The sequence below is a fragment of the Streptomyces sp. NPDC030799 genome (assembly GCF_055572255.1).
Genome location: NZ_JBVIDS010000014.1, coordinates 109,459 through 122,069 on the forward strand (window position 1 = coordinate 109,459; position 12,611 = coordinate 122,069).

A 12,611-nucleotide genomic window follows, 5' to 3' on the forward strand; every position below is an offset into this window, starting at 1 on the left:
GGGCCGGTTCAGCGGGAAAGGGCGAGGGCGCTCAGCGCATTGCCGTGTTCGTCGGCCACGGGCGCGGCCCCGAGCCAGCGGCAGCGCATCGCACGTTCGGCTTCGGCCCCAGTGGTCAGCGGTGGGGCGAAGGGCACGATGACGTCGGCAAGGTCCCGCAGGCGGATCCGGTCCGTGTATCCGGAGCCGTCACGAACGGCCGTGAGCCCGGCTCGGGTGACCAGGCCGGTGCGCAGACCGTCCTCGTCGCAGACCGCCAGATGACCTGTACGGGCGGCGGTCATCACGGACAGTGCCACCTCCACGGTCATGTCCTCCCAGACCTGCGGTCCGGCCATGTCCATGGTGTCGGCCACCGTGCCGTGCTCGGGTTGGGCGCTCGCCAGGCGGAACTGCGTCTGGTCCAGCGTCAAAGGGTGCCTCCTGTGGAGTTTGCCGGCTTCCTGATCACGAAGGTTCTATGCAGCCGCACCCGCGGTGGACTGCCGTACGGGCGCACGGCGGGCCGCCGAGACGGGGCGGCGTCGCCCGCGTGAGGTGGCGCCGCGCTTCTTGGGGCGTTCGACCACCGGTGCGGTGATGACGACCGGGATGCCGGAGGGTGCCTGGGCGCCGGTGATGCGGTGCAGGGCCTCCTCACCGGCGCGGACCCGGGTGGTCTGCGGGACGATGCCGGCCGCTGCCATGAGGCGAGTCAGGGCGCGGCGCTGGTTGGGGGTGACCAGGGTGACGACACTGCCGGACTCTCCTGCGCGAGCGGTACGGCCGCCGCGGTGGAGGTAGTCCTTGTGGTCGGTCGGCGGGTCGACGTTGACGACGAGGTCGAGGTTGTCGACGTGGATGCCGCGCGCCGCAACATTGGTCGCTACCAGTACGTTGACGTGCCCGCTCTTGAACTGTGCCAGCGTGCGGGTGCGGTGCGGCTGCGACTTCCCGCCGTGCAGGGCGGCGGCCCGTACCCCGCTGTTCAGGAGGTGCTCGGTGAGGCCGTCGACGGCGTGCTTGGTGTCGAGGAACATGATCACGCGGCCGTCGCGTGCGGCAATCTGGGTGGTGGCCGTGTGCTTGTCGGCGCCGTGAACGTGGAGCACGTGGTGCTCCATCGTCGTGACCGCGCCGGCCGAGGGGTCGACGGAGTGCACGACGGGGTCGCTGAGGTAGCGGCGCACGAGCAGGTCGACGTTGCGGTCGAGAGTGGCGGAGAACAGCATGCGCTGCCCTTCGGGGCGGACCTGGTCGAGGAGGGCGGTGACCTGCGGCATGAAGCCCATGTCGGCCATCTGGTCGGCCTCGTCGAGGACGGTGATGGAAACCTGGTTCAGCCGGCACTCGCCACGATCGATGAGGTCTTTGAGGCGTCCCGGCGTGGCGACGACGACCTCGGCGCCACCGCGCAGCGCGCTCGTCTGCCTGCCGATCGGCATTCCGCCCACCACCGTGGCCAGCCGCAGCCTCACGGAGCGGGCGTACGGGGCGAGCGCGTCGGTGACCTGCTGCGCCAGTTCACGCGTGGGTACGAGGATCAGCCCCAGCGGCTGCCTGGCCTCGGCGCGCTGCCCGGCCGTACGGGCCAGCAGCGCCAGCCCGAAAGCGAGGGTCTTGCCGGAGCCGGTGCGGCCACGGCCCAGTACGTCCCGGCCGGCGAGGGAATTCGGCAGGGTCGCGGCCTGGATCGGGAAGGGCACGGTCACGCCTTGTGAGCGGAGCGCAGCCAGCAGTGCCCCGGGCATGTCGAGATCGGCGAAGCCCTCTGCGGCGGGAAGCGCGGGGGTGATCGTCCTGGGCAGCGCGAACTCCCCCTGGACCGCGGCGGGCCCGCGGCCGTAACCACCGGAGCGGCTCGGCCCGCCGGAGCGGCTCCTGGCCGACGAGCCGAATCGGCTGCCACCCCTGCCGGAGTCGGCACTGCCGTTACGGGTGCGGGCGAAGCGGTCGTTCGTGCGTGTGCGGTTCATGCGGAACCTTCCTCGATACGGCACATATCAAGGAATTCCCGAAGCAATGAGCAGCAGAGAGAATTGCGAGAATGGACCGGTGGAATGCGAGAGCAAATCTGACCGACGGAAAATCCGTGCGGGCACAGGCGCTGGAATGAGTGGCGCGAAGCGGACGCAATGTCCGGGCGTCCGCTGCTATGAAGTCCACGAAGGGATGGTGCACCCCTGAAGGATGCTCCGTATGCGGTGAGCCTACGGGTTTCCTGTTTGTCGTCCGCAGGCCAGACCACTGCGGGAAAATGCGAGCAGCTGGGGCCCGCACCCCGAAGGACGCGGGCCCCAGCTACAAGTACGCGACAGTCGGCGTCAGGCGAGAACGATGTTCTCGGCCGTCGGGCCCTTCTGGCCCTGAGCGATGTCGAAGGTCACCTTCTGGCCCTCCAGCAGCTCGCGGAAGCCCTGGGCGGCGATGTTCGAGTAGTGGGCGAACACATCAGCGCCGCCACCGTCCTGCTCGATGAAGCCGAAGCCCTTTTCCGCGTTGAACCACTTCACGGTACCAGCAGCCATGTCATTTCTCCTTTGGGGCAGTGCATCGGGATCCGCACTGCGCGGACCCCGTGTCGCCGCGATGATCAGCCCGTCCGGAAAAAGACCGGATAACAAAAGCGCTTCCAACGGCACAGGCGCCGCCGGGAGGACACTTGGAGTTTTGGGAACCACAACTGCAACTGAGAACGACAGTAGCACGCTGCAGCGGCCTGTGCGGGGCGAAGAATCCCACTTCACTCAAAGCGGTGGAGAATCTGTCTGCCTGTTCCGTTGAAATCTCAGCTCGCGGGCACAGATATTGACCCAGCCGGAGCGTAACGTTTCAGGGAGCATTGGGGGCGCGCCCGGCGTAACGGCTGCTGCCAAAAGGATTGGTGCGGGCACGCACGGGAGCGGCCAGATCGAAGACCATCAAGGACCAGACTCAGCTCGGGGAAGCAGCAGCCACCTGGTGCGGTGGCAGCTCTCCTCGCGACGCGGAAAGTGATCGCGGCCTGGCCGGGATGCTCGCTACCGCTTTCGTGGCCGTCGTGGCACAGCGCCCCAGCCATCGCCATCTCGCAGGTTCCGTCAGTACGCCTGGGCAGCGCGGCCAGCGGTGAAAAGGGCCTCGTCAGCGCTCTGATCGGAGAGCACCGCCGCGGCGATGCAGCACTCGGAGGCCGGGAGTCTGTCATCAGCGTGGCCGGCCCTGGGCCGGTCGCCGCCCGATTCGACCCACGAACCGCACCAGTCCGGCCCTTCCCTCACCACCTCACGCATCATCAGGGCGAGCGTCACATGAGCGTCAGAACTGCCTGTCCCGGACCCTGCGAAGACCGGGAGCACCACGCGCCCGCCTTCCCCGTCACTGATCAAAGCCGCAGGTCAGGGGCGTACGTCCGGCACGCGACCCGGTCCACGTCATGCGCCCGCCAAAACATGTCGACGCGGCCGGCCCGGATCCTGGGAGTCAGGAAATCAGCAGGTCAGAGCCCCTTCGCGGCAGGCTCCAGAATCGCCACGCACTCCACGTGATGCGTCATCGGAAACAGATCGAACGCCCGAAGCGTCCGCACCCGGTAGCCGCCCTCGCGGAAGTACGCCAGGTCGCGGGCCAGCGCAGCGGGATCGCAGGCGACGTAGGCGATGCGGCGGGCGCCCAGGGAGGCGAGGTGGGCGACCGTCGTGCGGCCGGCGCCGGCCCTCGGGGGGTCCAGGACGATCAGGTCGACCTCGGTGATGCCCGTGCGTGGCAGGACCGACTCGACCTTGCCCTGCTCGATGCGGACCCGCGGGAAGTCGGCGAGGTTGTGCCGCGCGTCCTCCACCGCCCGCTTGCCGGACTCGATGCCGAGGACCGCGCCCTTCTCGCCGAGCCGGTCGGCCAACGCCCCCGCGAACAGCCCCACCCCGCAGTAGAGGTCGAGCGCCGTCTCGCCCTTGCGGGGCAGCAGGCCCTGCATCACCGCCGTCACCAGGGTGTCGGCCGCCTTCGGGTGGACCTGCCAGAAGCCGCCGCCCGCGACGCGGTGGGTGCGGCCGTCCGCGCGTTCGCGGACGAAGGGGCGGCCGTGGACGCGGTGGACGCCGCCGGTCTTCTCGTCGACGCGGAGGACGGAGACCGGCTTGTCCAGTTCGACCAGGGGCAGGCGGGCGCCCGGGCGCGGGGTCAGGATCACCTGGCGGTCCTGCGAGCCCGTCGCCGCGATCGCCTCGACCGACTCCATGCCGGTCCAGTCCCGCCGCTCGATGCCCAGCTCGCTGACGCCCTCCGCCGCGATCATGCAGTGGTCGATGCGCTCGATCTCGTGCGAGCGGTGGCGGCGCAGGCCCGCGTGGCCCTCGGCGTCGACGGCGTACTGGACACGCGTGCGCCACTGCGGGACCTGACCCGCGGGCAGCTTGTCGCCCTCGGCCGGCATCACCGTGCCGTCCCAGCCGGCCTCCTCGGGCGTGAGACCGGCGAGCCGCTTGAGCTGTTCGGCGATCACCTCGCCCTTGAGGCGGCGCTGGGCGCCGGGCTTGGCGTGCTGCCAGTCGCAGCCGCCGCAGCGGCCGGGGCCGGCGAACGGGCAGGGGGCCTCGATGCGGTCCTTGGACGCCTCCAGAATCTCCACCGCGTCCGCACGGAGGAACCGGGCTCCCTCCTCGCCCTCGGTCACCCGGGCCACCACCCGCTCGCCCGGCAGCGCGTGCCGGACGAAGAGCACCTGGCCCTCGGCGGTACGGGCGATGCAGTGGCCGCCATGGGCGACGGGGCCGATCTCGACCTCGTACTCCTCCCCGGCCAGCGACTTCTTCGGTTCTGTCTGCATGGCGGGGTGACTCCAGATCGGGAACGGGAAACGGCCGGACAACAGCCCACCAGTTTACGTGGCTGTCGTCCGGCCGTTCACCACGGGCCGAACCCCGGGATCAGTCCTTGGCCGACGACGGCTCCTTGGGCCGCTCCGCCGCCGGACCCCGTCGTACGGCACCCGGTGCGCTCCACTCCTGCCGCTTGCGGGCCCGCATCTTGGCCGCCTCGGAGGACGCCAGCTGATAGGGCACGGAGGTGACCATCACGCCGGGCGTGAAGAGCAGGCGGCCCTTCAGGCGCAGGGCGCTCTGGTTGTGCAGCAGGTGCTCGTACCAGTGGCCGACCACGTACTCGGGGATGATCACGGAGACCGCGTCGCGCGGGGACTCCTTGCGCAGGCTCTTGACGTACTCGATGACCGGCCGGGTGACCTCGCGGTACGGCGAGTCCAGGACCTTCAGCGGTACGTCGATGCCGCGCCGCTCCCACTCCTCGCGCAGCGCCCTGGTCTCGGCCGGGTCGACGTTGACCGTCAGCGCCTCCAGGGTGTCCGAGCGCATCAGCTTGGCGTAGGCCAGGGCGCGCAGGGTGGGGCGGTGGATCTTGGAGATCAGCACGACCGAGTGCACCCGGGACGGGCGGATCAGGTCGTCGTCCGGCTCCTCGGGTGCCGTGAGCTCCTCGGCGACACCGTCGTAGTGCTTACGGATCGCGGTCATCGTCGCGTAGAAGATGCACATGCCCAGGAGCGCCACCCAGGCGCCGTGCGTGAACTTCGTGACCAGGACGACGACCAGCACCAGGCCGGTGAAGAAGGCGCCGAACGCGTTGATCGCGCGGGAGCGCACCATGTGGCGGCGCTTGGCCGGGTCCTTCTCGACCGCCAGGTGGCGGTTCCAGTGCCGGACCATGCCGGTCTGGCTGAGCGTGAAGGACACGAACACGCCGACGATGTACAGCTGGATCAGCCGGGTGGAGTCGGCGCCGTAGATGACGGTCAGCAGGGTCGCGGCACCCGCGAGCAGCACGATGCCGTTGGAGAAGGCGAGGCGGTCGCCACGGGTGTGCAGCTGGCGCGGGAGGTAGCGGTCCTGGGCGAGGATCGAGCCGAGCAGCGGGAAGCCGTTGTAGGCCGTGTTCGCCGCCAGGAACAGCACGAGGGCGGTGGCCGCCGCGAGGACGACGAACAGGAAGCTGCCCTTGCCGAAGACCGCCTCGGCGACCTGGGAGATCACCGGGTTCTGGACGTAGCCGGAGCCGAGCGGGTGGCCGTCCCGGAGCAGGTCGGTGGCCGGGTTCTCGGCCATACGGACCTTGGTCGACATGGCGAGGGCGATGATGCCGCAGAACATGGTGACGGCGAGCCCGCCCATCAGCGCCAGCGTGGTCGCCGCGTTCTTCGACTTGGGCTTGCGGAAGGCCGGGACGCCGTTGGAGATGGCCTCCACGCCGGTGAGCGCGGCACAGCCGGAGGAGAAGGCGCGCAACAGCAGGAAGACCAGCGCGAAGCCCGCGAGGCCCTGGTGTTCGGCCTGGATGTGGAAGTCGGCGGTGGGTGCGCGCATGGTGTCGCCGAGGAGCAGACCGCGGACGGCGCCCCATGCGATCATGATGAAGACGCCGCCGACGAACACATACGTCGGGATCGCGAAGAGCTTGCCGGACTCCTTCACGCCGCGCAGGTTCATCAGCGTCAGCAGGACGATCACGGCGACCGCGCACAGCACCTTGTGCTGGACCACGAAGGGGATCGCGGAGCCGAGGTTCTCGATGCCGGAGGCGATCGAGACGGCGACGGTGAGGACGTAGTCGACGAGCAGGGCGCTGGCCACCGTCAGGCCCGCCTTGGGGCCGAGGTTGGTGGTGGCGACCTCGTAGTCGCCGCCGCCGCTCGGGTAGGCGTGCACGTTCTGGCGGTAGGAGGCGACGACCGTGAACATCAGCACGACGACCGCGACGGCGATCCAGGGGCTGAAGTGGTACGCCGACACGCCCGCGATGGACAGGACCAGCAGGACCTCCCCCGGCGCGTAGGCGACAGAGGACAGCGGGTCGGAGGCGAAGACGGGGAGTGCGATGCGCTTCGGCAGCAGCGTTTCGCCCAGCCGGTCACTGCGCAGTGCGCGCCCGATCAGGATCCGTTTGGGCACGTCGGTCAGTTTGGACACGACAGAGGATCGTACGGCTTCGAACCGGGTGCTTCCACTTGCGGTCGCACATCTGCCTGACGGGTGAAATCGGCGCCGGTCAGGGCTACGGATTCCGCAGCCCCGACGATCTTGTGTCTAGATCTCCATGTCCATATGACAAATCCCGTCCTTGCCGTCGTACGGAGGTCCCATGCCCGCGCCCGCAGAGCTGATCGGCGCCGCCTGCGCCCTCGTCGGCCTCGGAATCCTCACCCTCTTCAGCGTCCTGAGCATCAGCCGCCGCTGAGCCGGAACGCCCGACGGCGAACCCGCCTCCTCGAACCCGTCGTGTTTCCGCACTGCGGGTTCAGGCACCCTTTTCGATCTTGAACGGTCCGAGCGGCTGGGAAAGGCTGGCGAAAGCCACGCGAACCCGCTGTGAACAACAGCGCACGGAGCGATGACCAGCTCTGCCCCACCCGCGCCCAGAGAGGCTGTACGACCGTGATTCGCCGTCTGCTCATACCTGCGATACCCGCCGTGCTCATCGGCGCCGCCCTCCTCCCCACGGTGCTGGCCACCGACATCGGCTGGGACGTCTCCCGCCCCGCCGCGCCGGCCACCGCCTGAGGAGGAGAACCATGACCAACGTCCCGCCCTACCTGCATGTGCCGGCCGCCGACACGCTGCGGGCGCTGGCCGCACACTCCGACGAGGAGCTGAAGTCCTTCCGGGAGAGCTGGGAGGACCTGCCCGTCGACGCGTACATGAAGGACGGTGCCGACTACCGGCGCCGCCGCTACGGCTCCTTCCGCGGCGTGGACCGCATGGAGCCCGACGCGCACGGCGTCTTCCACCAGTCCGTCGAGGTCAACGCCCTGCACGGCGGCGTCGACCGGCTCTTCCCGCCGCTCGCCGAAGAGGTGAAGGCCTCCAAGGTCCTGCGCACCCTGGTGGCCGCGCTCGCCGACCGGCTGCCCGGTGAGTTCGACCGGAGGCGCGGCGGCGTCGGCGTCCACCAGATACGCATCACCGCCACCCGCGGCACGAACGGCCTGCCCGCCCCCGAGGGCGTCCACGAGGACGGCCACCACTTCGTCGCCCAGGTCTTCATGGGCCGCGTCGGCGTCCAGGGCGGTGCCTCGCAGATCTACGACCGCGAGATGCGGCCGCTGCTGCGCACCACGCTCACCGAACCGTTCGAGACGATCATCATCGACGACCGGCGGGTCTTCCACGGCGTCGACGCCATCGAGCCCGCCGACGGCCACCGCACCGGTGTCCGCGACATGCTGCTCGTCGACTTCTTCCCGCGCGCCGATGGGTGACGGCGCCTCCGCGGTGCCGGGCGGCGTCACCGTCCCGGACGGCTTCCTGCGCGAGCTGTCCGAGCGGCTGCCCACCGCCCGCACCGATGCACTGACCCGGTCCGCCTACACCTCCGACGCATCGATCTACCGTGTCGTACCGCGTGCCGTCGTCGAACCCCGGGACGCCGAGGAGGCCGCCACCGCCGTGGCGGTCGCCGCGGCGCACGGGGTCGGCGTCACCGCTCGCGGCGGCGGCACCTCCATCGCCGGCAACGCCATCGGCGCCGGCCTGGTGCTGGACTTCTCCCGGCACATGAACAAGGTCCTCGCCATCGACCCGGATGCCGGTACGGCCACCGTGCAGCCCGGCGCGGTCCTGGGCACCGTCCGGGCGCGCGCCGCCGAGCACGGGCTGACCGTCGGCCCCGACCCGTCCACCTACTCGCGCTGCACCATCGGCGGCATGATCGGCAACCATGCCTGCGGGCCGCACTCCGTGGCCTGGGGCACCACCGCCGACATCACCGAGCGCATCGAGCTGCTGCGCGCCGACGGACGGCTGCTCAGCGTGGGCCCCGGCACCACCGGCGACCGGGACCTCGACGAACGGCTCCGGGGTCTGCGGGACGCGCACCTGGCCGGCATCCGCACCGAGCTGGGCCGCTTCAGCCGCCAGGTCTCCGGCTACGGACTGGGCCGGCTGCTGCCGGAGCACGGCTTCCACGTGGCGCGCTCGCTGGTGGGCTCCGAAGGCACCTGCGGCCTGGTCCTGGGCGCGACGATCAACCTGGTACCGCTGCCCGCCGCCCGGGTCCTGCTGGTCCTCGGCTTCCCGGACGTCTACGACGCCGCCACCGCGGCCCCCGGCCTGGCGCGGGCCGGCGCCCTCACCGTCGAGGGCATGGACGCCGCCCTGGTGGACGCGCTGCGCGCGCGGCCCGGGCAGGCGGCGGGCGTCGACCTGCTGCCGCCCGGCGGGGCCTGGCTGTACTGCGAGATCGAGGGCACCGACCCGGCGGACGCCGAGGAGCGGGCCCGGCGGATCGGGAAGGAGAGCGGGGCCCGCTGGGAGGTCTTCACGGACGCCGGCCGTACCGACGCCCTGTGGAGCATCCGGCGCAACGGCGCCGGCATCGCCACCCGCATGGCCGACGGCCGGGAGGCCTGGCCGGGCTGGGAGGACTCCGCGGTACCCGCCGAGAACCTCGCCGGTTACCTGAAGGACCTGCACGCCCTGATGGCCGAGCGGCAGCGGCAGGGCACCATCACCGGCCACTTCGGCGAGGGCTGTCTGCACCTGCGCGTCGACTGGGACCTCACCAGCGAGGCGGGCATCGCCGACTACCGCGCCTTCATCGAGACCGCCGCCGACATCGCCGTCTCGCACGGCGGCTGTGCCTCCGGCGAGCACGGCGACGGGCGGGCCCGCTCCGAGCTGCTGACCCGTACGTATTCGCCCGAACTCCTCGGCGCCTTCCGGCAGTTCAAGGAGATCTGGGACCCCGAGGGGCTGCTCAACCCGGGCATCCTGGTCGACCCGGCCCCCCTGGACGCCGATGTGCGGCCCGGCCCCGGGCACGACCGGCACGCGCTGCCGCTGCTCACCCTGTCCGCCGACAAGGGCTCGATGGCGGGTGCGGTACGCCGCTGCATCGGCGTCGGCAGCTGCCGCAACGCCACCGGCGCCATGTGCCCGTCGTTCCAGGCCACCGGGGACGAGGTGCACTCCACGCGCGGCCGGACCCGGGTGCTCGGCGAGATGCTGCGCGGCGAGACGCTGCCGGACGCCTGGCGGTCCGAGGAGGTCCGCGAGGCGCTCGACCTGTGCCTGTCCTGCAAGGCGTGCAAGAGCGAGTGCCCGGTCAACGTCGACATGGCCGCGTACAAGGCGGAGTTCCTGCACCAGCACTACAAGGGGCGGTTGCGTCCCCGGGCGCACTACGTGCTCGGCTGGCTGCCCCTGCTCGGCCGGCTCGGCTCCCTGGCGCCGGGCGCGGTCAACGCGCTGGCCCGACGGCCGGGGATCGCCCGGAGGCTGTCGCGGCTGGCCGGTCTGGAGACCCGGCGAGGCCTGCTGGGGGTCGCTCCGCGCACCTTCCGGCAGTGGTTCGCGGCCCGGCGGGCGGCGCCCGCAGCGGGACGGCGGACCGTCGTGCTGTGGCCGGACACCTTCTCCAACTTCCTCGACCCGTCCGGCGCACAGGACACCGTCGAGGTGCTGGAGGCGCTCGGGTACCGCGTCGTCCTGCCGGACGGCCCGGTCTGCTGCGGCCTGACCTGGTACTCCACGGGGCAGCTGGGAGTGGCCCGCACGGTCCTCGCGCGTTCCCTGAAATCCCTGGAGAAGCACCTCGCGGCCGGGCACACGGTCGTCGGCGTGGAACCGTCCTGCACGCAGGCTCTGCGTGAGGAGTCCGTCGAGCTGCTCCCCGAATCGCCGGCCGCGCGCCTGCTCGCGGCGCAGACGACCACGCTGGCCGAACTCGTCGCCGGGCACGAGGGCCCCTGGCCCTTCGGCCCCCTCGACACCGACGCCGTACTCCAGCCGCACTGCCACCAGGAGGCGGGTCCCGGCCACCGGGCCGAGCTGGAGGTCCTGAAGCGGCTCGGCGTGGACACCGACGTGGTCACCGCGGGGTGCTGCGGGCTCGCCGGCAACTTCGGCTACGAGCCCGGGCACTGGGAGGTCTCCCAGTCCTCGGCGGAGCGTGAGCTGTACCCGAAGGTGCGCGCGGCGGACGAGAGCACGGCGATCGTCGCCGACGGCTTCTCCTGCCGTACGCAGATCTCCCAGGGCACCGAGCGCACGGCCACCCACCTCGCGGCACTGCTGCGCAGGGCGCTGGGCAGCGGCGGCGGTTCGGGTGATGTACCAGCACAGCGAAAGAACGGATGACGTATGCGCATCGTGAGGTACCGGGAAGCGGCGGGGACCGAGGGGGTGTACGGCCTCCTCGGCGCCGACGGGCTGATCACGCCGTTGGCCGGGGACCCGTACGGCACCCGCGCTCCGGCCGGGGACCGCCCGCCCCGCCCCTTGGACGAGGTGACGCTGCTCGCCCCGGTGGAGCCCTCGAAGGTGATCGCGGTCGGCCGCAACTTCGCCGCCCACGCCGCGGAGCTGGGCAACCAGGTGCCGGAGCGGCCGCTGATCTTCCTCAAGCCGTCCACCAGCGTGGTCGGTCCCGGAGCGGACATCGTCTTTCCGGAGTACACCGACGAGCTCCACCACGAGGCGGAGCTGGCGGCGGTCGTCGGCGTCCAGTGCCGCGACCTGGCACCCGAGGACGTACCGGGCGTACTGCTCGGCTACACCTGCGCCAACGACGTCACCGCTCGCGACCTGCAAAAACCCGACGGCCAGTGGTGGCGGGCCAAGGGTTCGGACACCTTCTGCCCGCTCGGCCCCTGGGTGGAGACCGACCTGGACCCGGCCGCGCTGCGGGTCACCGCCACCGTCAACGGCGAGCTGCGGCAGGAGGGCGGCACCCAGCAGATGGTCCGCCCCGTCGACGAGCTGATCGCGCACATCAGTTCGGCGATGACGCTGCTGCCCGGCGACGTGATCCTCACCGGCACTCCGGCGGGCGTCTCGCGGATGTTCCCCGGTGACACGGTCACCGTCGCCGTCGAGGGCCTGGGCGAGCTGACCAACACGGTGGTGCGGGCCTCATGACCGCAGCCGTCGTCGCCGGGGTCTTCCTCGTCCTCACCCTGGCCTCCGTCATCCGCACCACCGCGGGGTTCGGCTTCTCGCTGGTCGCCGTACCCCCGCTGACGCTGCTGCTCGACCCGGTGACGGCCGTCGTCGTCGCCGCGATCATGGCGGCGCCGCTCAGCCTGTGGATCGCCGTGAAGGACTGGCGGCACGTGGACCGGCGGATCACCGCCGTGGCGCTGGGCGCGGGCCTGCTGGGCGTGCCGTTCGGGGTGTGGCTGCTGCACGTGCTGCCCGGACGGGCACTGTCGCTGGTCATCGCGGTCGTGGTGCTGCTGTGCACGCTGATGGTGTGGCGCCGGGTCACCGTGCGCGGCGGGCTGGCCGCGGTCGCCTGGATCAGCGCGTTCTCCGGCGCCTCCTTCGCCTCCACCGGCATCGACGGCCCGCCGATGGTGGCCGCCATGCAGAGCCTGCGGCTGCCACCGCGGGTGCAGCGCGCCACGCTGGGCGTGGTGTTCTCCGGTACGAGCCTGGCGTCGCTGAGCGGTTACGCGCTCAGCGGGCGTCTCACCGCTCAGGTCGGGTGGGCGCTGCTCGCCGGGGTGCCGGCGCTGCTCATCGGCATCGTCGTCGGCGAGCGCATCTTCGCCCGCTTCGACTCCGAACGCTTCCGGCAGGCCGTCCTGGGGCTGCTCGTCGTCAGTTCGGTGTCGGTGATCGCCGGCGTGCTCTCGGGCTGAC

The 12,611-nt window shown here is 71.1% G+C and carries 10 protein-coding genes; 5 read left to right on the forward strand and 5 right to left on the reverse strand.

Annotated elements, in window-relative coordinates:
* Positions 1 to 8: 8 nt before the first annotated feature.
* From ACZ41I_RS31385 to ACZ41I_RS31405, 5 genes are all read right to left on the reverse strand, one after another.
* A complete protein-coding gene (locus ACZ41I_RS31385) occupies positions 9 to 413 on the reverse strand; it encodes a CBS domain-containing protein (protein WP_468515649.1) in 405 nt (134 codons plus the stop codon).
* Positions 414 to 458: 45 nt separating this feature from the next.
* The gene (locus ACZ41I_RS31390; RefSeq protein WP_468515650.1) at positions 459 to 1,955 is read right to left on the reverse strand and encodes a DEAD/DEAH box helicase; all 1,497 of its coding nucleotides are present in this window, start codon (positions 1,953 to 1,955) and stop codon (positions 459 to 461) included.
* A gap of 348 nt (positions 1,956 to 2,303) precedes the next feature.
* Positions 2,304 to 2,507, reverse strand: coding sequence for a cold-shock protein (locus ACZ41I_RS31395; protein WP_014145516.1), 204 nt, complete (start codon positions 2,505 to 2,507; stop codon positions 2,304 to 2,306).
* Positions 2,508 to 3,457: 950 nt separating this feature from the next.
* A complete protein-coding gene (locus tag ACZ41I_RS31400; RefSeq protein WP_399772305.1) occupies positions 3,458 to 4,786 on the reverse strand; it encodes a class I SAM-dependent RNA methyltransferase in 1,329 nt (442 codons plus the stop codon).
* Positions 4,787 to 4,886: 100 nt separating this feature from the next.
* A complete protein-coding gene (locus ACZ41I_RS31405; RefSeq protein ID WP_363215098.1) occupies positions 4,887 to 6,938 on the reverse strand; it encodes an APC family permease in 2,052 nt (683 codons plus the stop codon).
* 465 nt (positions 6,939 to 7,403) lie between these two features.
* Here ACZ41I_RS31405 and ACZ41I_RS31410 point away from each other — a divergent pair, with 465 nt between their 5' ends.
* The 5 genes from ACZ41I_RS31410 to ACZ41I_RS31430 are packed head-to-tail and all read left to right on the forward strand — an operon-like array spanning position 7,404 to position 12,610.
* Entirely contained in the window at positions 7,404 to 7,529 is a 126-nt protein-coding gene (locus ACZ41I_RS31410; RefSeq protein ID WP_363215097.1) for a hypothetical protein, read from the forward strand.
* An 11-nt stretch (positions 7,530 to 7,540) separates the two neighbouring features.
* Complete coding sequence (locus tag ACZ41I_RS31415; RefSeq protein ID WP_363215096.1) at positions 7,541 to 8,227, forward strand: 2OG-Fe dioxygenase family protein; 687 nt, start codon at positions 7,541 to 7,543, stop codon at positions 8,225 to 8,227.
* Complete coding sequence (locus ACZ41I_RS31420) at positions 8,220 to 11,105, forward strand: FAD-binding and (Fe-S)-binding domain-containing protein (RefSeq protein WP_468515651.1); 2,886 nt, start codon at positions 8,220 to 8,222, stop codon at positions 11,103 to 11,105. Before ACZ41I_RS31415 ends, ACZ41I_RS31420 begins: the two co-directional genes overlap by 8 nt.
* Positions 11,106 to 11,108: 3 nt before the next feature.
* Positions 11,109 to 11,885, forward strand: a complete 777-nt coding sequence (locus ACZ41I_RS31425) for a fumarylacetoacetate hydrolase family protein (protein ID WP_363215094.1) — start codon at positions 11,109 to 11,111, stop codon at positions 11,883 to 11,885.
* Entirely contained in the window at positions 11,882 to 12,610 is a 729-nt protein-coding gene (locus ACZ41I_RS31430) for a sulfite exporter TauE/SafE family protein (protein WP_363215093.1), read from the forward strand. Before ACZ41I_RS31425 ends, ACZ41I_RS31430 begins: the two co-directional genes overlap by 4 nt.
* Position 12,611 lies beyond the last annotated feature (1 nt).